The organism is Tenacibaculum aiptasiae (genome assembly GCF_965221665.1).
Lineage (GTDB): Bacteria > Bacteroidota > Bacteroidia > Flavobacteriales > Flavobacteriaceae > Polaribacter > Polaribacter aiptasiae.
Genome location: NZ_CBDCSN010000003.1, coordinates 1 through 25,431, shown reverse-complemented (window position 1 = coordinate 25,431; position 25,431 = coordinate 1). Strand labels below are relative to the sequence as shown.

The window sequence follows — 25,431 nt, the reverse complement described above, 5'->3', positions numbered from 1 at the left end:
ATCTTTGTTACAAGTCCAATTTAGAAAAAAGTTAGTCTTGAAAAGAATAATCGTACTCATCGTTATATTAATACAAGTATCAGTAAACGCACAAAGAATAATGTTTGTAGGTAATAGTTTAACTTATTCTAATAACATGCCGCAAATATTAGAATACTTAGGTAAACAAAATGGAACAACCATAAGTACCACAAGTATATGTTTACCAAACTATGCAATTATAGATCATTTACACGATGGGAACGTGCAAAAACAACTTAACAAGAAACAATACGATTATATACTAATACAACAAGGACCATCATCACAAACAGCGGGTAAAAGAATGTTAGAAGAAGATGGAGCAAAAATGAAAACCTTAGCAAGTAAACACCAAGCACAGTTAGGATATTTTATGGTATGGCCATCGGTACAATATTACTATACATTTGATAAAGTAATCCAAAACCATGAAGCAGCAGCAAAGAAAAACAATGCCTTGTTATTTCCTGTAGGGAAAATATGGAAAGCCTACAATACAAATAAAAAATTGTCAAAACTATATAGCCTTGACAATTTTCATCCGTCAAAAGCTGGAAGTTTCCTAGCAGCTTTGACAATATATCATAAGTTACATCCAGAGAAAAGCCTAAAAGAATTAAACTATAAAGACTATTCACAATGGATTAGCGATCCAACATCATTTCATAAAATGATAGAATACATTATAAAAGAAGCAAACTAAACAAGCTCCTTACTCAAATCATATTTGATTTCAGAAAAACTAGTAACAATTTTCTGAGCTAAGCTATAATCTTGTCCTTTAGAATGAGTGCTTTTATAAGCAACACAGAAAATTCCTCCATCATAAGCAGCTCTAATACCATTGGTAGAGTCTTCAATAACTATACATTCTTCCTTAGCAAAACCAGCAATTTCAGCAGCTTTTATAAAAATTTCAGGATGAGGCTTCGAAGCCTTTAAATCGGCACCACTAATTTTACCTTTAAAGTAAGGGTTCAATCCAAATTTATCAAAAACATTATTGATTGTAACCATAGAAGCCGAAGAAGCTAAAACTAAGGTAACATTGTTATCGTAATAATCTTTAATTAAATCGAAAACGCCATCTAATAATTGTAAATCGTTATCATCAGAAAAAAAGAGCTCTTTAAAAAAGGCTCTTTTATAAGCCACCAATTCTGTAGCTGCTAACGATAAGTTAAATTTATTGACTAAATCTTTACATATTTCAATAGTAGACTGTCCGGTATAAGAATTGTATAGTTCTTGAGAAACATCAATCCCTACTTTTTCGAACATTAAAAAATATGCTTGTTTGTGTAAAGGTTCAGTGTCTACAATAACACCGTCCATATCAAATAATACTGCTTTTAAAGCCATTAATTTTTGTTTGTGTTGTGGACTGTAAAAATAGCTATTTGATTATGAACTTTATGTTATTTTTTCTCACATTGTTTCAACACACCCTCAGCCCTTTTCATCATAAACCTTGGGTAAAATTTCTGACTAATTTTTTCTTTCTTAGCAAGTTCAATAGCTCTTTTAACATCTTTACAAAATGGTTCGGTAGACTGTCCAAAGAAACGAGCCGCTCCCATATCAGATTCTGCCTTACTTAAAACAACTCTTGGATTATTAGGAGCTAACTCAAAAGCCTTAGCATATAAACTAGCATTTGCCATAGACTTAGTCATTCCATATTTTTTTCCATCAAAAGCCATGTAGCCAACATTTAAAAATGCTTGAGTAATTAAAATCTCAGGATTGTTAGGAGAAACAGCTTTTGCCATATCTAAAAACTCTTGAGCTTTCGTAAGCTTAGCAATTAACTTAGCTTCTTCTTTAATTTGAAAACTTCCTAAAATTTCAATGGTAGCTGCATAATATGGAGGCAACCAATTATTTTTTTCAGCTTTTGCAATTCTTTCAAATAATTGAGAAGCTTCAGCAGTCTTTTTATTTTCCCAAAGATCAAAAGCTTTGGTCATTCCCTTTTCATATTGACTTTGTGCGAACATATTAGTAGCGAAAACCAATATGATTATTGTAATTACTTTTTTCATGTTTTATTATTTTACGTTAATTGATAGTGTTATGTCTTTGTTTACTTCAAACTTAGCGTCCTTGTATTTTGGAGGCCCCATAAACCCTTTGGCATCGTTAGAAATCCCTATAGGTTCTTTAGGAATACCAATAAAATTAGTATCCATTTTTTTGTTATCATTTTCATCGTGAAAAGAAGAAACTGCGTAAGTACCAGAAGGAACATCTTTAAATTGTACAGTGGCTTTCTTTTCGTTAATCTTAACAATTTCCCCTTTATAACCATTCTTTAAAAAAGAATCTTTAGAATTGTATAAGGCTACAAACAAACTTCCTTTATCAGATTTCATTCCTGTGAAATCAATAGTTATCGTGTGATTATCTTGTGCTAGAGTACTTAACATTCCTCCAAAAATTAGCACGGTTAGTAAAATGATTCTTTGCATAGTATTGGTTTTTAATTGTGTGTTCAAATATCAATAACTTCTTTAGTATGAAACAATAAATTATTCTGAGTTGTTAAATTATAATACTGAACTGTAAAACTTATAAATTATTTAATTGATTGTCTTTTTTATTATCACTTATTGTCCAGAAAAATCCAACAAAGAAAAAGGTATCAGCATTTGGAGTAATAGCTTGTCTATCAAAAGTTCCGTTAACATTAGGCGTATTTTTATAATTATATCCAAAAACATTTTGAGTACCTAAAACATTGTTTACAGAAAAATACAGAATTTTTTGTTGACTCAATAAATATGCCCAGTTTACACTTACCGAATTATAGTTCTTTGTTTTATTGTTTAAGAAACCAGGTTCATTAGGGTTCGTATAAGTTCTACCAGAAGCAAAGTTGTAACTAAAACCAACTTGACTTTTCCAATCGGCAATCCAATGTTTAGCAACTACAGAAACATTATGAGAAGAAGCGAAATTAGGAGTTGCCTTGGTAGGATAATTCTTATAATCTCTTTCAGTATCTAAAAATGAGTACGAAATCCAATAATCGGTATTCTTAATATTTTTATTATCTCTCCAAAACACATCAATACCTTTAGCATAACCTTCACCCAAGTTAGAATAATTAGATGTAGGCAAGGCAAAATTCGTATCGTACTTCACTAAATCATTATACTTTTTGTAATAACCATCAATTCTAAAAATCTGCTTGTTTTTCACATACTGAAAGTTTGCTATAAAATGAGAAGTATTTTCAGCTTTAAAATTGGTATTAAACTTTAAATAATCATTCTTAGGATTCTGATAGAAACGACCATATGCTAAAGAGAACTGAGAACTTTCACCTGACTTATAGGCTAACGATACTCTTGGAGAAACTGTAAACTCATTTAACAATTCAGAATACTCACCACGAACCCCAATCTTAGAACCTAACTTTTTAGAAAAAAAGATATCAGCTTCAGCATAAGTAGCAACAATATTATTATCAAAACCATAGTTAAAGTTTCCGCTAGTAGCTCCTCTAAAATCTTCAGCAAAGTCTGTAATAAAATACTCAGCACCGAAGTTTAATTTAAATCTGTTAGAAAAACGTTTTTGCAAAGCAACTTTCATATGAGCAGAGTTTTCTTCATCAATAACTTTATCATCTAAAACATTGATATCAGAATGATCATTAGTAAAACTGAAACCAGTTCTAATTTTCCATCCATTTCCAAAACTATTTTTATACGAAGAATTAAAGTATAAGTTTCTATTTCTTAAGCCAAAACGAAAACCATCAACATAGTTAATATCATCCTGAATCATATCAAAATCAGTATAACTAAAAGCACCATATAATTTTAATATCGACTCATCTTCAAACTTAAACCTATACACAGCTTCTCCACTTAAAGCTTGAACAGGTCTGTTCCATTTATTTCTGTCAGGAAATAAGTTTTGATATGGAGCTAAGTTTATATAAGAAGCATTAACACTTAAAGAGTTCTTTCCGAAAATTTGAGTATTTCCAACGCCTAAACCAACAGTCATAAAAGACAAATCAGTTTTTTCTTCTAAAGCCTCATCATTTGTATTTAATAATAGTACACTCGACAAAGCTTGACCATATTCAGCAGAGTAACCACCAGTAGAAAAATTGATTCCTTTAAATAAGAAAGGAGAAAAACGACCACGAGTAGGAATGTTTCTTGCTGAAGGAGCATATGGAGTAAACACACGAATACCATCAACAAAAATTTGAGCCTCATTAGCATCACCTCCACGCACAAACAAACGCCCATCTTCTTCATTAGCAGAAGTACCAGGAAGTGTTTGTAAAGCTCCTACGAAATCACCCAAAGCACTAGCCGTAGTGACAATATCCAAAGGTTTCAAGGCAGTAACTTTAGCATTATCTCCTGCTTCAAAAGTTCCCGCATTAATGTTAACAGCATCTAAAGTATTAACGTCTTCTCTTAATTTGACTTTTACATTTTTTAGTTGTGTTACATCAGCAGTTTTAATAAACGTTTCAAAAGAAATAAAAGAAATGGTTAAAACTTGAGTACCCTTTTCAGAAGTTTTAAAAGAAAAGTTTCCTTCAGTATCAGTAGAAGTACCATCATACGTACCATCTAAGTATACATTTGCTCCTTCAATTGGAACACCCTTTTCATCTACTACATTTCCTGAAATAGTAGTTTGAGCAAATATGCTGCACTGAATAAATAAAGCTAAAATAAATAATAGTTGTTTCATTGTTTTGTTATTTGATAGGACAAAACTGCGCTCTTTTTAATTTTTAAAGTAAAAAACAATACCCAACTGTATAATTATATTGACGAACTGTTTTTCTTGCACAAAACTAACTCGCACTTCATGTTTGAAACTTGACATTTCTTGCTTTCTATTTTCCAAATCTTGCTAAATTTTACAAACGAAAAAGCCACTAACACTATATAAAATCGTACTTTTACACAGTATAAAAATTTATAATGTCACACGATTTAAGCGATTATAGAAAATCATACGAAAAAAAGGAATTGTTAAAAGAACATTGTCCAGAAAACCCAATTGAACTATTTAGAGATTGGTTTTTTGTAGCCGATGAATCAGAAATGGTAGATGAAGCCAATGCTATGACCATTTCATCTTTAGGATTGGACGGTTTTCCTAAAAACAGAGTTGTATTATTAAAAAAATACACTTGGGAAGGCTTTGTATTCTATACCAATTACAATTCAGAGAAAGGAAAGGCAATAGTAAAAAACAATAATGTATGCTTATCGTTTTTCTGGGCAGGCTTAGAGCAGCAAATAATTATAAAAGGAAAAGCAGAAAAGCTAGCAGAGAACTTATCGGACGGTTATTTTGAATCAAGACCAGATGGTAGTAAATTAGGAGCTTGGGCTTCAAATCAAAGTGAAGTAGTAGCTTCTCGTGAAGAACTAGATAATAAATTAAAAGAAACCGAAGAAAGGTTTAAAGGTAAAGAAATTACACGTCCTCCACATTGGGGAGGATTTATGGTAAAACCTGTTTCTATTGAATTTTGGCAAGGGCGCCCCAATAGAATGCACGATCGCATTCGATATACCTTGCAAAAAGATTTTTCTTGGAAACTTGAACGTTTAGCCCCATAGTTTTATATTTACAAAGCTTTTATTAAATTAAATGAAAACACTTTATATCGTTCGTCACGCCAAGTCTTCTTGGAAATATGACAGTGTAGCAGACATTGACAGGCCTCTAAAAGAGCGTGGTATTAATGATGCACATCTATTATCTAAATATCTTGCTAAAGAAATAAATAAACCAGATGTTTTTGTTTCAAGTAGTGCAAACAGGGCTCTTCATACCGCAGTAATCTTTTGTGAAAACTTTGGCTACCCGCTTTCAAACTTGCAAATTAAACGACAATTGTATAGTTTTAGTGATGGCTATTTAGTAAAAACCGTTAAAGCATTAGACGATAGTTTTAATAGTGCTATAATATTTAGTCACGACCATGGTATTAACAGTTTTGTTAATAAATTTGGTGACAAACCAATAGCGCATGTAGCAACCTGTGGAGTTATTGGTATTCAATTTAATGAAAAACATTGGAAAAACATTAAGAAAGGTGTTACTACCTTAGTTGAGTTTCCAAAGAATCATAGATAAAATTATATATTTTGAAAATAAAAAAATATGGCGCTATAGATATAGGATCTAATGCAGTAAGACTCTTAGTTGCCAATGTTATAGAACAAAAAAATAAAGAACCCTTATTTAAAAAATCTTCTTTAGTTCGTGTTCCTATCCGTTTGGGTGCAGATTCTTTTGTTTCTGGAGCTATTTCAGAAGAAAATACTAGTAGGATGATTGATGCCATGGAAGCTTTCAAATTAATTATGAAAGTACATGGAGTTGAAAGATACAAGGCTTGTGCAACCTCAGCAATGAGAGAAGCTGAAAATGGAGATGAAGTAGCCAAAACCATTTTAGAAAAAACAGATGTAGAAATTGATATTATTGACGGAAAAAAAGAAGCCGCAATTATATTCTCTACTGATTTAAATGAATTAATAGAATCTGACGCAACCTATTTATATGTAGATGTTGGAGGTGGTAGTACCGAGTTTACTTTATTTTCTAAAGGAAAGATTATCAATTCAAAATCATTTAAAATTGGTACTGTTCGATTGATTAACAATAAAAAATCTGAAAACAAACTTCTTTTTAAGAAAGTACAACAATGGATTGAGGAAAATACTCAAAACTATAAACGTATTGCCTTAATAGGATCTGGAGGAAATATTAATAAATTGTTTAAAATGTCTGGTAGAGATGCTGGAAAACCTATTTCATATATTTACTTGAATGCTCAATACCAATTCTTGAAAAAGATGAGCTATAAAGAAAGAATATCTGAATTAAGTTTAAACCCAGATAGGGCCGACGTTATTGTTCCTGCAACTAAAATATACCTTTCAGCAATGAAATGGAGTGGAGCGCGAAAAATTTATGTTCCTAAAATTGGATTGTCAGATGGTATTATAAAAAGCTTATACTTAAATAAATTATAATTTTTTGTGACTTTTCAGTTATGGAAGTGTCATAAGGTTAGTAGTAAAATAGATTAAAAAAATTGATGAAAGATTAGTCGTCTTTGTTTTCACATCGATTAACAAAATAATTCTAAAACTACTTTACTTCTAACAAAGTAAATCAAAAGAAAAACCGAGCTTACGCTCGGTTTTTTATTTAATAAATTCAACATTTTATTTTTTTACTAAAGCTAAACAAACATATAAATCAGGTTTATTTGCTGTATACTGTTTTAACCAAATAGTCAATTCTTCAATCTCGTAAGGTAACAGTCTATTAAGTGCTTTTTCAAGTTCTCTACAAAATAAATCAGTATTAAAACTTACTTTCTTTAATACTGTTTTTGTGTATTCGTACATTGCTCTTGCCATAATAAGGGGATAAAATAGTTGTTTATAACAGAACGTAATTTACAATATTTTATTCCTTCTTGTATGTTAAAATTTACAAAAAAAAGCGAGACTTATTAAAATCTCGCTTTTCAAATACTTTAATTAACTATAAAATTATAAGCTATTTACCTTGTCTAATAAAGCGTTTGCCTTAGTTTCTAACTCAGCACTAATACCTTTAAAATGAGCTTTTTTGTTCTCTACATTTTTAGCATTAACTTTAGCTATTAAATCATCATACACCTCAAAAATTTCATTTCTAATAGCTTCAGACTTTTCTAAATCTACATTTGAATTTAACTGAGCTGCTAAATTAGTGATATCAAGAATATCTCCTAATGTATAATCTATATCCTTTTTTAAATTTTTTATGCTTGCCATAATTATTATTTTGCTGCAAAATTAGTTGATTTTATCTAATTCAGCTTGAAATTTTTCAAAAAACTGTCCTACATCATATCCGTCAATCAATGCATGATTTACATTTACTGCAATTGGCATTAACATTTTACCATGTTCTTTTTTAATTTTCCCAAAAGCTAACTGCGGAACACTATCATTTTTATTTCCTGAAAATGGTTCTTTATGACTCGAAAAACTTACCCAAGGCAATGCTGAACAATGAATACATCCTGGTGAGTATTTTGGCGGAAATAAATTATTTGAATTTATAATTCTTTCTTTCTCTTCTAAAAAATTACGATTAAACTCCTCGATACTCTCTGAAAACTCTATATAAGAAAAACCAAAGGTATTATCTGGTCTTGCAATAGTTGCTGAAGCATTTATAACATCATAAATGGCCACTCTACCGTCTTCTTCTATTCTATATTTAAAACTTTCAACTGCATTCAAAGCAACTAAGCAAGCATGTAAATACTTTACAAAAAAAGACTGTCCTTTTTCTTTAGCTAATTGATAAGCTTTAGAAACTTCTACATCTGCTACAAGTCCAAAAGTTGGATCAGCTAAAGTTCTAAAATGTTCAAAGTGCTGTTTTCGTTTCCAGCTCTCTATATCTAAATACTTCATTCTATAAATACGTTAAAACATCAGAAATTTTAGCTACTGTTTTATACTTATCTGATTTTTGCTCTTCAGATACTTCTTCATGTGCCCAAGTAGTATGGAATGGAATATGAATTGCAGAAGCTCCTATTTCAATCAACGGTAAAATATCTGACTTCAAAGAATTTCCTATCATCAAAAACTCTGACGGATTAATATCTAATCTTTTTGTCAATTTTTGATAGTCTAGCTTTTTCTTTTCACTCATTACTTCTGTATGATGAAAATATTTTAGAATTCCAGATTTTTCTAGTTTTCTTTCTTGATCTAATAAATCACCTTTAGTAGCTACAATTAATTTATAGTTTCCATGTAATTGCTGTAAAACTTCCTCTACCCCATCTAATAACTCAATAGGTTTTTCTAACATATCTTTACCTATATCAAGTATTTGAGTTATTTTTTGCTGACTTATTTTATGATTTGACAATTCCAAAGCACATTCAACCATAGATAGCATAAAACCTTTAACTCCGTAACCGTAAATTCTTAAATTATCTATTTCTTTCTTAAATAATTCTTGGTGAATTTTATTTTCAGTCTCAAAGTCCGATAGAATTTTTGCAAATTCATTTTCTGCTTCACGAAAATAAGTTTCATTTACCCAAAGGGTATCGTCTGCATCAAATGCAATTACTTTTATATTATTCATTTCCTATTAGCTTTATGGCTTGTTCTAAATCTTCTGGTGTGTCTATTCCAATACTTTCAACAGAGGTTTCTATCATTTTAATCTTCTTCCCTACTTCTAAATATCGAATGCATTCTATTTTCTCTGCTGCTTCTATTGGAGTCATTGGTGTATGATAAAAATCAATCAAAGCTTTTTTTCTAAAAGCATAAACTCCTTTATGTTTAAAATAAGTTACTTCTAACTCTTTATCTCTGTGATATGGAATAACACTTCTTGAAAAATAAATTGCAAAATTATTGACATCTGTAATCACCTTTACATTGTTAGGGTTTTGAACAGCTTCCATATCGGTCATTGCAACTTTTAACGATGCTAAATCTATTTCCTCGTTAGCATCTTCTTCAAAAGCTTGAATTAACTTTGACAATGAGGTTGTATCTATAAAAGGTTCATCTCCTTGGACATTTACTACTATATCTACATCTAAGTTTTCTACAGCTTCTGCAATTCTATCAGAACCACATTCGTGCTCTTTTAAACTCATTATTGCTTTTCCTCCTGCTTCTTCTATTGTTTTATAAATAACATCAGAATCAGTTACCACATAAACTTCATCAAATAATTTTGCTTCTACTGCTGCTTCATAGGTTCTTACAATTACCGGTTTACCTCCTAAATCTTTCATTAATTTTCCCGGAAAACGAGACGCGCTATAACGAGCAGGTATCATTGCAATAATCTTCATAAATTCTTTTCTATAATATACATCAAAGATACAATTTTATGCTTCTTAAAAAGAATTAAAAAAACACGCTCTAATAAAACTTTAACACTAATATTTTTAGATTTTCTTTGTTTTCAGAAAACTTTTACTACATTTGGTACTCTTATGAAGTTATTTACTTATACATATACGACCATTTTAAACGCAATCGGCATGATTACGTATAATAACTGTATGCGTAAACAATATGTATATATTAAAAAAAGTACTTCTCAAAACAGATATAATAGACGATTTTAAAAATAGATAAATCATATAAACTACAAAAGGTGCTTTTTTTACAAAAAGCACCTTTTTTATTTAGTAACATTTTAAATTTTAACCATTATGAACACAGTAAAAAACACAAAACGAATTGGCATGTATTATTCAACAATTAACTCAAAGCAAAATCACTTTTTTAGAGAACTTAAGTTTCCACTCTTAAACCCATAATACAATGCACACACATATAGCACCTCAAAAAAATGCTTCACAATTTGTTGTTAGTAAAAAACAAGTTGGTAAAAACAAAACATTAAAGACTTCTATTTTATATAATAAAATTGAGTCGAGCTTACACTCTTCCCTTAGTTTTTATAAAAATACTTCTCGTTTAAATTTTAAAAGCATTGAATTCGACATTCTTAAAAATGCTTATTTACATGATAAACTTATCATAAAAAATAATGTCAAAAAATTGAGCGATACTGAAATTGTTTTAAACATAACTGTATCAAAGAAAGAAGAAAAACAACAAAATATTATATGTAAAGCTGTATTTGGTTACAGTCTTTTAAAAGCTTCTTAACTCGTTAAGTTGATTTAGTTTGTTTACAGACTCTTGGGTTTTACCTTGAGTCTGTTTTTTATTTTATATGAACTTCTAAAAGCTTTACATTATCAGTTACAATGTTCATTTTCTTTAAACAAGCCGGCACTAAAATGGTTTCGCCCATTTCTAATGTTTCTTGTTTATCCTTATACACAAAGGTAGCTGAACCTTCTACACACATATAAATTACAAAACTATCTTTATCGAAATGATCTACCGGTAAATCTTTTGTTAAGTGTAAAAAGTTTGTGGTAAAATACTTACAATCTACAATATTAGATGGTGCATTCTTTTTCTTAATATATTCAGCTTTATAATTGGATTTTGCCGAATAATCAATTGCATCAACTGCTAAATCTAAATGTAATTCTCTTTTATTTCCTTCAGCATCTCTTCTATTCCAATCAGAAATTCTATAAGTAATATCGGAAGTTTCTTGAATTTCAGCTAATAAAACACCTTTTCCTATTGCATGTATTCTTCCTGCTGGCACTAAAAAAGTATCTCCCTTTTTTACATAATCAACATTCAGTAACTCTAATTCATTTTCAGATTCAATAGTTTGAAGAAAAGATTCTTTATTTGTTTCTTCAGAAAACCCTATAATAATTTTAGCCTTTTTATCAGCATTAACTATATACCACATTTCGGTTTTCCCAAGAGAATTATGTCTCTTTTGTGCTAAAATATCATTAGGATGCACTTGCAAACTTAATTTCTTCTTAGCATCAATAAATTTAATAAGTAATGGAAATTTATCTTGAAAAATTTGATAAACCTTTTCTCCTACAATGTCCTGTTTGTGTTCTTTTATAAGAGCATTTAAACTTCGCCCTTTTAGATCGCCATTGGTTACTATTGAAACATCTCCTTCAACGTCGGAAATCTCCCAACTTTCTCCAATATTACTCTTATCTGTTTCTTTGTTAAGTATTGTTTGTAGTTTATTTCCTCCCCAGATTTTTTCTTTTAAAATCGGGGTAAATCTTAATAACTGGTTTATCATATATTATTCTCCTCTGTAAGTGACGTAATTTCTAGGGGTTTCATATAACGTTATTTCTAAGTCTAAATTCTTAGGAATACTTACACGTAATTTATTATAAATTACAATTGATATATTTTCAACTGTTGGATTCAACTCTTTAAAAACCTCTACTTCAACATTTAGGTTCTTATGATCAAAAGCTTCTTCTACTTCTGATTTTATTAATTCTTTTAACTTTCCAAGATCATAAACATACCCTGTTTCTTTATCTACTTCACCTGTTAAAGAAACAATTAATTCATAATTATGCCCATGATAATTAGGATTGCTACATTTTCCAAAAACTTCATAGTTCTTCTCATCTGACCATTTAGGATTAAACAATCTGTGAGCAGCATTAAAATGAGCTTTTCTATGTACGGTTACCCTTGACATATTATATAAATTTTGATATTTTTTCGTAGGATTCTTTAAATATTATTTTGAACCATTCAGTGTAGATCTCTGGTTGCTTTTCTATATCATTTTTAACATCCTCTAAAGGCATCCATTTGTATGCTTCTACTTCTTCTTTATTTATTTTAGGTTCTCCTTCAAACTTTCCAACCATTACATGGTCTAATTCATGCTCTGTTAAACCATTATCAAAAGGTGCTTTATAAATAAACCAAAATACTTCTTCTAGTTCACATACAAACCCCATTTCTTCTTGTAATCTACGCTTACCTGCTTCTAGAGATGTTTCTCCATCTCTTTGATGAGAACAACAAGTATTTGTCCATAATAATGGAGAATGATATTTTTCTGCAGCTCTTTGCTGTAGCATCAACTCTCCTTTTGAATTAAAAACAAAAACAGAAAAAGCTCTATGTAATAACGCCTTTTCATGCGCTTCTATTTTTTCCATCAATCCTATAGGATTGTCTTGTTCATCTACTAATATTACTTGTTCTTTCATTCTAAAAATATACGAGAAGCAAACTTACAAAATAGAAGTCAGTTCAACAATTAAACCTTTGAACAGTTCCACTTTAAAACGTATCTTTGCAGCCTTAAATTTTATAGATGAGTTTTTTAGAAGAAATACAAAAAAGACGTACGTTTGGAATTATATCTCACCCTGATGCTGGTAAGACTACTTTAACTGAAAAATTATTATTATTTGGAGGAGCTATTCAAGAAGCTGGTGCTGTAAAGAATAATAAAATAAAAAAAGGAGCTACTTCCGATTTTATGGAAATTGAACGTCAACGTGGAATTTCTGTTGCTACTTCTGTATTAGCTTTCATTTATAAGGATAAAAAAATAAATATCCTAGATACTCCTGGGCATAAAGATTTTGCTGAAGATACATTTAGAACATTAACTGCTGTAGATAGTGTTATTGTTGTAATTGATGTAGCTAAAGGTGTGGAGCCTCAAACAGAGAAATTGGTAGAAGTTTGCCGTATGCGTAAAATACCAATGCTAGTTTTTATTAATAAATTAGACCGTGAAGGTAAAGACGCTTTTGATTTATTAGATGAAGTTGAGCAAAAGTTAGGCTTAAAAGTAACTCCTATGAGTTTCCCTATTGGAATGGGATATGACTTTAAAGGAATTTATAATATCTGGGAGAAAAAAATAAACCTATTTTCTGGAGAAAATAAAACAACAATTTCTGAAGGAGTTGAATTTGATGATGTAAACAATCCTGAACTAGATAACATTATTGGAGAAGCTGCAGCAGAAACACTTCGTGAAGAATTAGAATTAGTATACGAAGTATATCCTGAATTTGACCAAGAAGAATATATTAAAGGTGATTTACAACCTGTTTTCTTTGGTTCTGCATTGAATAATTTTGGAGTAAAGGAATTACTAGATTGCTTTATTGATATTGCTCCTAACCCTCAACCAAAACAAGCAGAAGAACGTTTAGTAGACTCTAAAGAGGAAAAACTAACTGGATTTGTATTTAAAATCCATGCTAATATGGATCCAAAACACCGTGATCGTTTAGCCTTCGTAAAGATTGTATCTGGTACCTTTAAAAGAAATGCTCCTTACTTACATGTTCGTAATGGAAAGAAAGTTAAATTCTCTAGTCCTAATGCATTCTTTGCTGAAAAGAAAGAAATTGTAGATGAATCATTCCCTGGTGATATTGTTGGTTTACACGATACTGGAAACTTTAAAATTGGTGATACTTTAACAGAAGGAGAAAAATTAAACTTTAAAGGGATTCCTAGTTTTTCACCAGAACACTTCCGTTATGTAAACAATGCAGACCCTATGAAATCTAAACAACTATATAAAGGTTTAGATCAACTAATGGATGAAGGTGTGGCTCAATTATTTACTCTAGAAATGAACGGTCGTAGAATTGTTGGTACTGTAGGTGCTCTTCAATATGAAGTAATTCAATATCGTTTAGAGCATGAATACGGTGCTAAATGTACCTATGAGAATATTGCAGTACATAAAGCTTGTTGGGTACAACCTGAAGATCCTAAAAATGAAGAATTCTTAGAGTTTAAACGAGTAAAGCAACGTTATTTAGCTAAAGATAAACAAGGTAAATTAGTCTTTTTAGCTGATTCTGCTTTTACCATTCAAATGACACAAAGTAAATATCCAACTGTAAAATTACATTTCACAAGTGAGTTTGAATAAACATTACATAATAGCCTTTTTCCTAGTCCTTTTTTCTGTCTTCTCTCAAGGTCAGGAAAATTTATCTAATTTAAAAGGTACTGAATTACATAATAAAGTTCGTTTGAATTTTATTCCTGTTGAGATGCCTTCTAATCAATTCCCAGGATTAAAATCAACTATGGGGTTAGCTGGTTTGCACTACCAAGTTCCTTTAAATGATTGGTTATATGGTGGGGCCGCATTTCACTTTGCTGTTACAGGAGATCAAGGAGGATTATTTACGCTTGGGGCTGAATTAGGAATTAATAAAAAAATATATAATAATCTATACTTTGATGCTAACTTCCATTTTGGTGGTGGTGGCGGATATCGCTATTTAGTTAATGATGGTGGTTTCATCAATCCAAATATAGGATTACAATACAAAAAGAACAATTACTCCTTTGGTATCCAATATAGTCATGTTAACTTTTACTCTGGTGAAATAAAAAGTAATTCTGTTTCTTTCTTTATTGAAATACCGAGTATTTTACGTTTTACTGATTATAAAAAAGCACATCAAAACTTTGTAGCTAACAATATCGACCCTGATAGCTTTTGGAGTAAACCAACTGTTAAAAACGCTCAGCAAATTCGCTTTGATTTTTTCAGGCCAATTGGAAATTCTAAAAAAGATAATGGTGACCCTTTAACAGAAACATTATATGTTATTGGATTTGAGTATCAAAAATATTTAAACGATAACACTTTTCTATTTGCTCATACCGATGCTATTTATAAAGGTCTACGAGCTGGTTTTATGGATTTATTTTTTGGAGCAGGATATCATCCTTACCAATCTAAATACATTAATATATTTGGTAAACTAGGAATTGGTGCAGCTGGAGGTCGTGTAGCTCCCGAAGGAGGTTTAATGATTTATCCATCTGCTGGTATTGACTTAAAATTATCTAACAAACTAGCATTAAGTGGACATGGAGGATATTATAGAGCTATTAATGGTGATTTAGAAGCTTACACTGTTGGTTTTGGTTTAAAATATTTTGGTTTAAATGGAGGGACTAAAACGAATAAAGACGAGAATAATAGTTATTATACACAAGGAATAAGAATTGGTATTGAAAATCAAACATATTTAGATGTTGCCAAAACAGATGATACTTTTGGAGCAAAAAGTATTGATTTACAATCGATAGCCTTAAAAGTAAGTTATGATCTTAACAAATGGTTATATATTGTTGGAGAAGCTAGTTTTGCTTATGAAGGCCGTTCTGGTGGTTATGCACACGGATTAGTTGGTGCAGGAATATATTCTCCATACTTTATAAATAATAAATTTCGTGGCTTTATAGAATTTATGGCTGGTGCAGGAGGTGGTGCTGGTGTAGATACTGACGAAGGAATTATTATTCGTCCAGCAATTGGATTAAATTATGATATAACTAACAGAGCCTCTCTTTCAATTTCTGGTGGACGTTACTATTCTCCATTTGGAAATGTAAACTCTAACAATATTAACATAGGTTTAAATTTTAACCTTTCAACTTTATCAGTAAAAAACTAATTTTGCTTTTTCTTCGGAAAAAACATTATTCAATATAAATAAGATAATTAAATAAAAATGGATAACGGAATTTACGCAAAGTTCACAACACCTAAAGGTGATATTTTAGTGAATTTAGAATATGAAAAAACACCTGGAACTGTTGGTAACTTTGTTGCTTTAGCAGAAGGTAACTTAGAAAACTCGGCTAAACCTCAAGGTACTCCTTATTATAATGGATTAAAATTTCACCGTGTTATCGCTGATTTCATGATTCAAGGTGGTTGCCCTCAAGGTACGGGAACTGGAAATCCTGGTTATAAATTTGATGATGAAATTCACCCTGATTTAAAACACGATGCTCCTGGAAAATTATCTATGGCAAATGCTGGACCAGGAACAAATGGTTCTCAATTTTTTATTACTCATACAGCTACACCATGGTTAGATGGTAAGCATACTGTTTTTGGAAGTGTAGTTGAAGGACAAGAGGTTGTAGATGCTGTTGAACAAGGTGATAGTATGGATGTTGAAATTATTCGTGTAGGTGAAACTGCTGAAAACTTTAACGCTGTTGAAGCTTTTAGAACTTTTGAAGGTGCTCGTGAAAAACGTGAAGCAGAAGCTTTAGCTAAGCAAAAAGAATTATTAGATTCTGTTGCTGCTGGTTATGACGAAACTCCTTCTGGATTACGCTATAAAATCTTACAAAATGGTGAAGGTAAACAAGCTACTAAAGGAGCTATGGTTTCTGTACACTATAAAGGTCAATTATTAGATGGAACTGTATTTGATTCTTCATACAAGCGTAAACAACCAATTGACTTTGCTATTGGTGTAGGACAAGTTATTGCTGGTTGGGATGAAGGAATTCAATTATTAAAAGTTGGTGATAAAGCCCGTTTAGTTATTCCTTCTAACTTAGCGTATGGTGAAGCTGGTGCAGGTGGAGTAATTCCTCCTAATGCAACGTTAATTTTTGATGTTGAATTAATGAATGTTAAGTAAACAACTTTCAATAAAACATAATTCAAAAACTCTCTACTTAAGTAGGGAGTTTTTTATTTACCATAAATTAACTTTCTTAACTTTTAATCAAACATTAATTAAAGCATATATTATATTCTCTTAAACAAAACAATAAAAAGCTTTTTCATCTTTACAGTGCAATACAACTAAGACAATTTAAAATGAAAAAGGTTATACTTATTCCACTATTCTATCTATTTAATGTACTATACATTTATAGTCAGGTTAATGTATGTGAAACTCAAAAAGAAAATACTATTGACCCAAATACAATATCTGTTAAAAAATGTGAAATTGAAGAAAAAGAAGATTATACGAAAAAAATCACCAGAACAAGAATAATTAGAAAGAGACCTCTCAAGAAAATTGCTAATAAACAAGAATCAAGTCAACTAAAAGTAGAAGGAAACAATATTGATTTAGGAATACAAAACAATAAAACTGTTTTAAAACTTCCTAATGCAACAAAAGAAGTTCTTTTTAATCTTGTGGAAGAAATCCCAATGTTTAATTCATGTAAAAATTCTACAAGAAAAGATAATGTTAAGTGTTTTAAAGAAAAAATAAATACTCATTTTTCTAAAAAATTTTCTACTTATGAGTTTCTTGATGAGTCAATTAAGGATAAAGTATTCATTCAATTTAGTATTGATATTTATGGTAAAGTTATAAAACCAAGAATCAAAAGTAAAAAACATAACAAACTACTAAACAAAGAGTTAATACGAATACTTAATAAACTTCCAAACTTTACTCCTGGTAAAGTACAAGGCATTCCAGTTGTAGTTACTTATTCTTTTCCTCTTAACTTAACATTAAATTAATATACCAAACACTCAATATATCATAACGTTATATTATTTTCACACTCCCAAAATAACCCTTTTAAAAACTAACTATGAGATTTCCCCTTTCAATAGTTATAGCTTTATTTATCTCTACAATTGCTATAGCTCAAGAAAAATGTGAGACACCTAATGAGAATATTGCTGATCCTAATAGTATTAGTGTAACCAAATGTTCTATTGAAGATGTAAAGAAAGCTCTTGAAAATTCAGATAGTAAGCAATTATCGACTAGAAAAAGGCATAGAAAAGTAAGACAATCTAACGTTTCGCTAAATGCTTCCAATGAAGTTAAAAACATAAAAGACAATACTTTAAACGTACAGAAACTTAACATTAAAAACGATATTGTATCTTCTTTAAAAAAGATACCTTTTCATTTGGTAGAACAAATTCCATTATTTAAGAAATGTGAAAACACGCCTCTTTTAGGTCAATCTAAATGTTTTGAACAACAAATGATAAAACATATCATTAATAACTTTAATTATCCTAAAGAAGCTTTTACACAAGGAATTGAAGGTAAAGTTTTAGTTCAATTTACTATCGATAAGGAAGGTAAAGTAATTGATATTAAGAAAAGAGGTCCTCAAGGAGGAGAGTTATTAGAAGCTGAAGCAACAAGATTAATAGCTAAACTTCCTAAATTTATCCCAGGTGTACATAACGGTAATAAAGTTAATGTTAAATATGCATTACCTATTATCTTCAAAATGCCAAAAAAGAGTTCTTAAACATGGACCAAAACTAACACCTTATTTTACAGTAATTTAACTTGTTTATAAAAAAAGTTTAAATAAGTTTGCTTGTTTTCTATTTTTTCATACATTTACAACCTAATAATACGTTAACCTTCTTGTTAACCCCTTAAATAGAGTACTATTATGAAGAAATTCCCTTTACTAGTGGCAGCTATGCTAGTGTCTACAATGGCTGTTTCTCAACAAGAAAAATGTGATACTCCTGATGATTCAATTGCTGATCCAAATAGTATAACTAAGTGTGCTATTGAGGATGGTAAAGATGGAGATAAAAAGCAATTATCAATTAGTGTTTCTACAAGAAGACGTGTAGTTCGTAAGAACAAAGAAGCTGTTTCTGCTGTAGGATCAATGAACTCTACTCAGAAAGTTGCTGATGTTAAGAAGAATTCTTTATTGATTGGAAAACTTGAATTAGAAGATAATTCTTCTACTATAGAAAAAGTACCTTTCAATTTAGTTGAAGAGATTCCTTTATTTACTAAATGTAATAATGTTCCATTAATAAAGCAGGCTAAATGTTTTGAAACTCAAATGTCTAAGCACATTTTGAAGAATTTCAAATATCCACAAGAAGCTCTTGATAAAGGAGTTCAGGGGAGAGTTTTAGTTCAGTTTACAATAAACGAGCAAGGTAGTGTAGAATCTATTCAATTAAGAGGGCCTAAAGGAGGAGAATCATTAGAAAAAGAGGCTAGCAGAATTATCAATACTTTACCTAAATTTATTCCTGGTAAGCATAATGGAAGAAATGTTAAAGTTAAGTATGGTGTTCCTATTACTTTTAGAGACCCTACTAAAACTGCTAAAACTACTAACAATGTTGTAGCAGCTAAAAAAGTAGTGAAGAAAGCTACTCCAAAAACTGTTGTAAAAGCTCCTGCTAAAGAAACATTAATAACAGACTTTGTTAAGTTTTCTCAAGTTCAAAGTATACCTCAATTTAAAGCATGTTTAAAAGTTTCTGACGTTCAAAAGATTAACTGTTTTAACGAAAGAATGGTAAGCCATATTCAAAGAAACTTTAACTATCCTGATGCTGCAGCTGCGCAGAATATAGAAGGAAAAGTATGGGTACGTTTTATAATTGGTAAAGACGGTAAAGTAAGTAACATTAGAATGAAAGGTCCTAAAAATGGTCATTTATTAGAGCAAGAAGCTAAAAGAATGGTTTCTAAATTACCTACTTTCATTCCTGGTAAGCAAAACGGAAAAGTAGCTAACGTAGAATATTACATTCCAGTAAACTTTACTCTTAACTAAGAGTTTATATAAATAATAATAAAAAAACGGATCAAATGATCCGTTTTTTTTATGCTTTTAAATACCTGAAAAGATGTGTTAGTAGAAGTAAGTTTAATTAAAATCTTAGTTTATTCTTATCTTTCTATTTATAATATCTATTTCATAACAACTACTATTTATTACTAATAATAGTTCTTTTATTAATATATCGATATTTTTTTTGATAAGAGGTTATTTTGACTATTAATAAAGTTATAAAAACACTTATTTAAGCTCAATAATATATAAATCAATGAATCTTATATATAGATATAAAAAACCTCCTATAACCCTAGTTTAAATCAAAATTAATCGATTAATAAAACTACTTTATAAGAGGTTTATGAAAACTTATCAAAGAATTATTTAATTCTTATAATTCTTTATAATCATATTTTTCTTATCATCACAATCTCTTTCTGAGTCTCTATAACATTTATTATCCTCTGCTCTATCGCTTTTAGATTTTTTAAAATTCTTTCTTAAAAAATCTAAGAAATTGTTTCTTTTAGATATTCTCTTTTGTACAGCTATTTTTTCTGCTTCTTGTCTAGCTTTTATCTTATCAACTCCTTTAACTATATAAAAATATGATCTTCTGTTTTTTTGATGCTCTTCTTCTGTACATTTTCTTTTATTAGCATCATTACAATCATTTAACAGTTGATCTTCTCCATATCCTATGGCACTAATAATTCTATTTTTTTCTATACCTCTAGATAAAATGTAATCTCTTGTAGATTTTGCTCTTCTATCAGATAACTTTCTATTATAATCACTAGGACCTCTACTATCTGTATGTGATTCAATTTTAATTACCACTTCTGGGTGATTAGTCATAACTGTGACAATATTTTCTAATTCATATTGTGCATCTTCTCTAATAATAGCTCTGTTATAATCAAAATAAATAGGATTAATTACAATTTGGTTTCCAACAATTAAAGGAATTAAATTTAGATCTACACTTGTTGGCTTTCCTTTAATTATTTTTATCATTCTTTTACCTGTTGTTTTATGATCTAACTTACTGGCAAGAATATTATAATTTTTATCACATAAAATGTCATTAAATACATACTTACCATTAAAGTCTGATATCGCTTCTTTTATTACCTTTCCTTGTAAATCAAAAAGCTTAACAATTGCTCCATCTACTGGTGTATTATTTACTGTTTCTGTTACTATACCTTCGATAGATTGTTTACATATTTGTGGATCGGTATATATGAAAAAACTATAAATATCGTCATCTCCTTTTCCTTGTTTTCTATTAGAAGAAAAGAACCCTTTTTTACCAGTTTCATCTATAAAAAATGAAAAATCATCTCTCTTACTATTAAATGGATATCCTAAATTCTTAATAGGTGAAAAAATAGAATCATTTTTTATTTTTGATTGAAAAATATCTAACAATCCTAAGCCTAAATGTCCATTTGAAGAAAAATATAAGGTATTGTCTTCACCTACAAAAGGAAACATCTCTTTATCTGAAGTATTAATTGTTTCTCCTAAATTAATTGGTTCTCCATATTCATCATCATCTAAAATAGCAACTTTATAAATATCTGTCGCTCCAAAACCTCCAGGCATATTAGACACAAAGTATAATGTTTTTTCATCGGGACTTAATGCTGGATGACCAACTGAATATTCATCTCCATTAAACGGCAATTCTCTTACATTCATCCAAAAACCACTGATAAAATTCGCCTTATAGATTTTTAAATTTGATGTATTCTTTTTGTCTCTTCCTACTTTTTTACCACTTACATTGTTTCTAGTAAAATAAATAGTTTTGCCATCTTTGGTAAATATAGGTGTTGATTCATGATAATCTGAACTAATAGGTACATCTATTAAACGAGGTCTAACTAACGTTAAAACTGTATCTTTTACATTTTCCTCTAGTGTTTGAATTTCTTCTTCAGCACTATAAATATTCAAAAATGGTTGATTATTCCATTTGTAAATTCTTTCTCTCTTACCTCCTTTTGGCACTGCTGAAGTAAAATATGATTTACCATTTAACAACATTCCTCCAAAGTCAGAAAAAGGAGTATTAATTGCTAAATTTCTAATTCCTATTCTTACGTTTTTATTAGATGAATAATCTAGTAAGTAATTTTCTTTTTTTAATTCTTTCTTTCTATTATTATTTTCTGATGAAGCTAACGTTAAAAAAATAGAATCAGATTTTTTATATTTTCCATTACTTCTAAGTACTTGAGCGTATTTAAATAAATATCTATCCTCTAAATCATCTTTATAAATTGACACTAACTTTTTGTACCATTTTTCAGCTTTTTCTGTTTCAACATTATTATAATAAGAATTTGCTAAACGGCTTATTACATGCTTAGAACTATCTCCTTTCTTCTCTATTAACGCTTTGTAAAGTTTTGCTGATTGAACATAAGAAAACTCATCATAATAACGGTCTGCTACTTTTTTGCTTTGTCCAAAACCAGCAATAACTACCATTAATAATATTGGTAATAAAGTATTCTTTAAATTCATAAGATGTTATTTTTAAAAAAATCGAGGAGATCTGTATCTTATTTCTCTTAATAACTCATAACGTAGCATAATTTCATGTGTTCCAGAATTAACGACATTATAATTTGAGGTTGTTAAATCATAAGAATAACCTATTAACATTGAATCTGATACCTGAAATCCTAAAAGTCCACTTATAGAATCTCCCCATCTCCAACCTAAACCAACTCTAAACTTTTCATTAAATAGTAAATTAGCTGATACATCTAATGATAATGGAGCTCCAGAAACACCTTTTAATAAAGCTGCTGGTTTAAACTTTAAATCTTCATTTATATCAAAAACATAACCTGCTATTAAGAAAAAGTGCATTCGTTCTACAGCTACTTCACCTACAGCTGTATCTGCATCGTAATGTTCTTTTCTTAAGATATTAGGAACTGATAAACCAATATACCATTCAGGTTTATGAAAATAAATACCAGCTCCTATAGTTGGTAAAAATCTATTAACTGGGGGAAAGGTTTCAGCATCTTGCACTCTACCTTTAGTCCAGTCTATATTCAACCATCTACCTCCTAAACGTAAACCAAATGCTAAATTTCCTAAATCACTTGTTTCTACTGTATAAGATAGATTTGCATCTAAATAAATTTCGTGGGATGGTCCTATTTTATCATTTACCAAATTTACACCTAAACCTAAACCTGAATACCCTAAAGGAGTATCATAACTTAAATTTTGTGTTTCTGGGGCACCGTCAAAACCAACCCATTGAGTTCTACCAATTGCAGTAATAACTCCGTGGCCTCGAGATCCGGCATAAGCGGGATTTACACTCATAGTATTATACATGTATTGTGTATACTGAGGGTCTTGTTGTGCATTTATAATAAACACACAACATATGCTAAATACTAAGATTAGGTTTAATTTCATTTAACTTTAACTTTTATACATCAATTTATTCTACTGTTAAAATACTAATTTTTATCGATTTATGTAAATCCATCCTTTTCTTATTGGTGATCCATTACCTAAATTTAACTTATAGAAGTAAGTTCCTACTGGTAATTTATCGTCTACACTGATAGTTGCTCTTCCATTTGAAATACCTTCAAACCTCTTATTACTATCAATATTTGAATAACCTTTTACTCTGTATACAATATTACCCCAACGATTAACAATTTCAAGTGTATTGTTTCTATACTCAGGATTATCAATACATTCAATATGCAAATAATTATTTAAATTATCACCATTTGGACTAATAATATAATTTTCATCTTTGATACAGTCATCATTATAAGCATCTCCAAATCCATCTAATCCATCAACACTATCTGCTATTCCATCTCCATCTGCATCAGTTCCACTATCAGTAACAATACCATTTCCTCCACTATTTGGATCTGTTGAATCTGAATCGTTATTAGGATCGTTAGCATCTCCAAAACCGTCTAATCCATCAACACTATCTGCTATTCCATCTCCATCTGTATCATCTAGAGGATTATCTACTTGACCATCACCATCAATATCTGAATTTCCTCCTTCCACTACATCATTAACACCGTCATCATCACTATCTAGATCTTGGTAATCTGGTACTCCATCTCCATCAGTATCAACTGTATCTCCATCTCCTGAATTCCCTTCTCCAAATCCTGCATCATCTCCGTCAACACTATCAGCTATTCCATCTTCATCTGAATCAGCTCCTGAAGCTCCGTCATTAGAATCAATAACTCCATCTCCATTAATATCTGATGATCCATTTCCGTTTTCTATCACATCATTAATACCATCATTATCGCTATCTAAATCTTTATAATCTGGTACTCCATCTCCATCAGTATCTGGTTCTTCATTTACATCTACTGAACCATCTGCTTGACCATCATTATTTGCATCTGCAAACCCACTATCATTAGAATCAATTACACCATCTCCGTTCATATCTAATGAACCATTACCTCCTTCATCTACATCTAAGATACCATCATTATCACTATCTAAATCTAAACTATCAATTATTCCATCTCCATCAGTATCTCCTGTCCCTTCTTCTGTATCTGGAATTCCATCATTGTCATCATCTAAATCCATACTATCTGCAATACCATCTCCATCTGTATCAATAGCATCTCCAAATCCATCTAATGCATCTTCACTATCTGCAATACCATCTCCATCTGAATCTGTACCACTATCCCCTACAGTACCATTTCCTCCACTATTTGGATCAGTTGAATCTGAATCAGCAGGTGGATCATTAGCATCTCCATGCCCATTGAATCCATCAGAGTTATCTGGAATACCATCTCCATCTGAATCATTTAATGCATCATCTATTTGACCATCTCCGTCTCTATCTGGGTTTCCTCCTTCTACAACATCATTTACACCATCATCATCACTATCTAAATCTTGGTAATCTGGTATCCCATCTCCATCAGTATCTACTGTATTTCCATTTCCTGAGTTTCCTTCTCCAAATCCAGCTGTATTTCCATCTACACTATCAGCTATTCCATCTCCATCTGAATCTGCCCCTCCTGTATCATTAGAATCAATAACTCCATCTCCATTCGTATCTGATGATCCATTTCCATTCTCTATCACATCATTAATACCATCATTATCGCTATCTAAATCTTTATAATCTGGTACTCCGTCTCCATCAGTATCTGGCTCTTCATTTGCATCTACTGATCCATCTGCTTGACCATCATTGTTAGCATCAACAAATCCTGAATCATTAGAATCAATAACTCCATCTCCATTTATATCTAATGAACCATTACCTCCTTCATCTACATCTAAAATACCATCATTATCACTATCTAAATCTAAGCTATCAATAATTCCATCTCCATCAGTATCTACTGTTCCTTCTTCAGTATCTGGAATTCCATCATTATCATCATCTACATCAGTCACATCTGGTATACCATCACCATCAGTATCTATACAATTTACAGTTACTGTTTGAGCACATGTTACTGCATTTCCTGCGGCATCAGTCACAGTCCAAATTACTGTAGTATTTCCTGCTGGGAAAATCGCA

General features: G+C 30.4%; 26 protein-coding genes. 11 read left to right on the top strand and 15 right to left on the bottom strand.

The features are described 5' to 3' along the window. Positions 1 to 37 precede the first annotated feature (37 nt). Complete coding sequence (locus ACOQN8_RS11800; RefSeq protein WP_420552829.1) at positions 38 to 724, top strand: SGNH/GDSL hydrolase family protein; 687 nt, start codon at positions 38 to 40, stop codon at positions 722 to 724. Here the strand turns inward: ACOQN8_RS11800 and ACOQN8_RS11795 are convergent. From ACOQN8_RS11795 to ACOQN8_RS11780, 4 genes are all read right to left on the bottom strand, one after another. Further along, positions 721 to 1,383 carry an HAD family hydrolase gene (locus ACOQN8_RS11795; protein WP_299123186.1) on the bottom strand — a complete coding sequence of 221 codons (663 nt, stop codon included), beginning with the start codon at positions 1,381 to 1,383 and terminating at the stop codon, positions 721 to 723. The genes ACOQN8_RS11800 and ACOQN8_RS11795 overlap by 4 nt on opposite strands. A gap of 56 nt (positions 1,384 to 1,439) precedes the next feature. Further along, positions 1,440 to 2,066, bottom strand: coding sequence for a hypothetical protein (locus ACOQN8_RS11790; RefSeq protein WP_150901257.1), 627 nt, complete (start codon positions 2,064 to 2,066; stop codon positions 1,440 to 1,442). Between the two features lie 6 nt (positions 2,067 to 2,072). Next, positions 2,073 to 2,492 (bottom strand): DUF2141 domain-containing protein, encoded by a 420-nt coding sequence (locus tag ACOQN8_RS11785; protein WP_235274161.1) that lies wholly within the window; start codon positions 2,490 to 2,492, stop codon positions 2,073 to 2,075. A gap of 100 nt (positions 2,493 to 2,592) precedes the next feature. After that, positions 2,593 to 4,749 carry a TonB-dependent receptor gene (locus ACOQN8_RS11780; protein ID WP_150901259.1) on the bottom strand — a complete coding sequence of 719 codons (2,157 nt, stop codon included), beginning with the start codon at positions 4,747 to 4,749 and terminating at the stop codon, positions 2,593 to 2,595. Between the two features lie 236 nt (positions 4,750 to 4,985). Between ACOQN8_RS11780 and pdxH the strand changes: the two genes are divergently transcribed. Genes pdxH through ACOQN8_RS11765 form a run of 3 tightly spaced genes read left to right on the top strand, consistent with a single transcriptional unit; the run spans position 4,986 to position 7,058 of the window. Next, positions 4,986 to 5,633, top strand: a complete 648-nt coding sequence (gene pdxH, locus ACOQN8_RS11775) for a pyridoxamine 5'-phosphate oxidase (RefSeq protein ID WP_150901260.1) — start codon at positions 4,986 to 4,988, stop codon at positions 5,631 to 5,633. A gap of 31 nt (positions 5,634 to 5,664) precedes the next feature. After that, entirely contained in the window at positions 5,665 to 6,153 is a 489-nt protein-coding gene (locus tag ACOQN8_RS11770) for a SixA phosphatase family protein (protein ID WP_299123174.1), read from the top strand. Positions 6,154 to 6,161: 8 nt separating this feature from the next. Further along, entirely contained in the window at positions 6,162 to 7,058 is an 897-nt protein-coding gene (locus ACOQN8_RS11765) for a Ppx/GppA phosphatase family protein (protein ID WP_150901262.1), read from the top strand. Between the two features lie 195 nt (positions 7,059 to 7,253). On the opposite strand, the gene ACOQN8_RS11760 is transcribed toward ACOQN8_RS11765, so the two are convergent. The 5 genes from ACOQN8_RS11760 to kdsB all read right to left on the bottom strand — a co-directional run bounded on the left by ACOQN8_RS11760 (position 7,254) and on the right by kdsB (position 9,919). Then, positions 7,254 to 7,451 carry a hypothetical protein gene (locus ACOQN8_RS11760; RefSeq protein WP_150901263.1) on the bottom strand — a complete coding sequence of 66 codons (198 nt, stop codon included), beginning with the start codon at positions 7,449 to 7,451 and terminating at the stop codon, positions 7,254 to 7,256. A gap of 135 nt (positions 7,452 to 7,586) precedes the next feature. Next, positions 7,587 to 7,853, bottom strand: coding sequence for a hypothetical protein (locus ACOQN8_RS11755; RefSeq protein WP_150901264.1), 267 nt, complete (start codon positions 7,851 to 7,853; stop codon positions 7,587 to 7,589). Between the two features lie 21 nt (positions 7,854 to 7,874). Continuing rightward, positions 7,875 to 8,504 carry a CatA-like O-acetyltransferase gene (locus tag ACOQN8_RS11750; protein WP_420552828.1) on the bottom strand — a complete coding sequence of 210 codons (630 nt, stop codon included), beginning with the start codon at positions 8,502 to 8,504 and terminating at the stop codon, positions 7,875 to 7,877. Position 8,505: 1 nt separating this feature from the next. Further along, positions 8,506 to 9,192 (bottom strand): HAD family hydrolase, encoded by a 687-nt coding sequence (locus tag ACOQN8_RS11745; RefSeq protein ID WP_150901266.1) that lies wholly within the window; start codon positions 9,190 to 9,192, stop codon positions 8,506 to 8,508. Beyond that, entirely contained in the window at positions 9,185 to 9,919 is a 735-nt protein-coding gene (gene kdsB, locus ACOQN8_RS11740) for a 3-deoxy-manno-octulosonate cytidylyltransferase (protein ID WP_235274166.1), read from the bottom strand. The genes ACOQN8_RS11745 and kdsB overlap by 8 nt, the downstream gene beginning before the upstream one ends. A gap of 478 nt (positions 9,920 to 10,397) precedes the next feature. Between kdsB and ACOQN8_RS11735 the strand changes: the two genes are divergently transcribed. Beyond that, complete coding sequence (locus ACOQN8_RS11735; RefSeq protein ID WP_150901268.1) at positions 10,398 to 10,748, top strand: hypothetical protein; 351 nt, start codon at positions 10,398 to 10,400, stop codon at positions 10,746 to 10,748. A 58-nt stretch (positions 10,749 to 10,806) separates the two neighbouring features. Here ACOQN8_RS11735 and ACOQN8_RS11730 read toward each other — a convergent pair whose 3' ends face one another. Genes ACOQN8_RS11730 through idi form a run of 3 tightly spaced genes read right to left on the bottom strand, consistent with a single transcriptional unit; the run spans position 10,807 to position 12,718 of the window. Beyond that, entirely contained in the window at positions 10,807 to 11,778 is a 972-nt protein-coding gene (locus ACOQN8_RS11730) for a type I phosphomannose isomerase catalytic subunit (protein ID WP_420552827.1), read from the bottom strand. Between the two features lie 3 nt (positions 11,779 to 11,781). Continuing rightward, positions 11,782 to 12,195: a 6-pyruvoyl trahydropterin synthase family protein gene (locus tag ACOQN8_RS11725; protein ID WP_272152079.1), complete on the bottom strand. Its 414-nt coding sequence runs from the start codon at positions 12,193 to 12,195 to the stop codon at positions 11,782 to 11,784. A gap of 1 nt (position 12,196) precedes the next feature. Next, positions 12,197 to 12,718: an isopentenyl-diphosphate Delta-isomerase gene (gene idi / locus ACOQN8_RS11720; RefSeq protein WP_272152078.1), complete on the bottom strand. Its 522-nt coding sequence runs from the start codon at positions 12,716 to 12,718 to the stop codon at positions 12,197 to 12,199. 107 nt (positions 12,719 to 12,825) lie between these two features. Between idi and ACOQN8_RS11715 the strand changes: the two genes are divergently transcribed. From ACOQN8_RS11715 to ACOQN8_RS11690, 6 genes are all read left to right on the top strand, one after another. Beyond that, positions 12,826 to 14,415 carry a peptide chain release factor 3 gene (locus tag ACOQN8_RS11715; protein ID WP_150901271.1) on the top strand — a complete coding sequence of 530 codons (1,590 nt, stop codon included), beginning with the start codon at positions 12,826 to 12,828 and terminating at the stop codon, positions 14,413 to 14,415. After that, entirely contained in the window at positions 14,408 to 15,961 is a 1,554-nt protein-coding gene (locus ACOQN8_RS11710) for a hypothetical protein (protein ID WP_420552826.1), read from the top strand. Before ACOQN8_RS11715 ends, ACOQN8_RS11710 begins: the two co-directional genes overlap by 8 nt. Before the next feature lie 57 nt (positions 15,962 to 16,018). Beyond that, on the top strand, positions 16,019 to 16,948 hold the full coding sequence (locus tag ACOQN8_RS11705; RefSeq protein WP_272152076.1) for a peptidylprolyl isomerase: 930 nt from the start codon (positions 16,019 to 16,021) through the stop codon (positions 16,946 to 16,948). Between the two features lie 182 nt (positions 16,949 to 17,130). After that, positions 17,131 to 17,793, top strand: coding sequence for an energy transducer TonB (locus ACOQN8_RS11700; RefSeq protein WP_420552825.1), 663 nt, complete (start codon positions 17,131 to 17,133; stop codon positions 17,791 to 17,793). A gap of 74 nt (positions 17,794 to 17,867) precedes the next feature. Further along, complete coding sequence (locus ACOQN8_RS11695) at positions 17,868 to 18,548, top strand: energy transducer TonB (protein WP_420552824.1); 681 nt, start codon at positions 17,868 to 17,870, stop codon at positions 18,546 to 18,548. Between the two features lie 150 nt (positions 18,549 to 18,698). Beyond that, positions 18,699 to 19,838 carry an energy transducer TonB gene (locus tag ACOQN8_RS11690; RefSeq protein WP_272152073.1) on the top strand — a complete coding sequence of 380 codons (1,140 nt, stop codon included), beginning with the start codon at positions 18,699 to 18,701 and terminating at the stop codon, positions 19,836 to 19,838. Between the two features lie 387 nt (positions 19,839 to 20,225). Here the strand turns inward: ACOQN8_RS11690 and ACOQN8_RS11685 are convergent, their stop codons facing one another. The 3 genes from ACOQN8_RS11685 to ACOQN8_RS11675 all read right to left on the bottom strand — a co-directional run. Beyond that, positions 20,226 to 22,379 carry an OmpA family protein gene (locus ACOQN8_RS11685; RefSeq protein WP_420552823.1) on the bottom strand — a complete coding sequence of 718 codons (2,154 nt, stop codon included), beginning with the start codon at positions 22,377 to 22,379 and terminating at the stop codon, positions 20,226 to 20,228. A 12-nt stretch (positions 22,380 to 22,391) separates the two neighbouring features. Beyond that, a complete protein-coding gene (locus ACOQN8_RS11680; protein WP_150901277.1) occupies positions 22,392 to 23,297 on the bottom strand; it encodes a PorP/SprF family type IX secretion system membrane protein in 906 nt (301 codons plus the stop codon). 51 nt (positions 23,298 to 23,348) lie between these two features. After that, on the bottom strand, positions 23,349 to 25,431 hold a 2,083-nt coding region (locus ACOQN8_RS11675; RefSeq protein WP_420552822.1), incomplete at its 5' end, for a T9SS type B sorting domain-containing protein.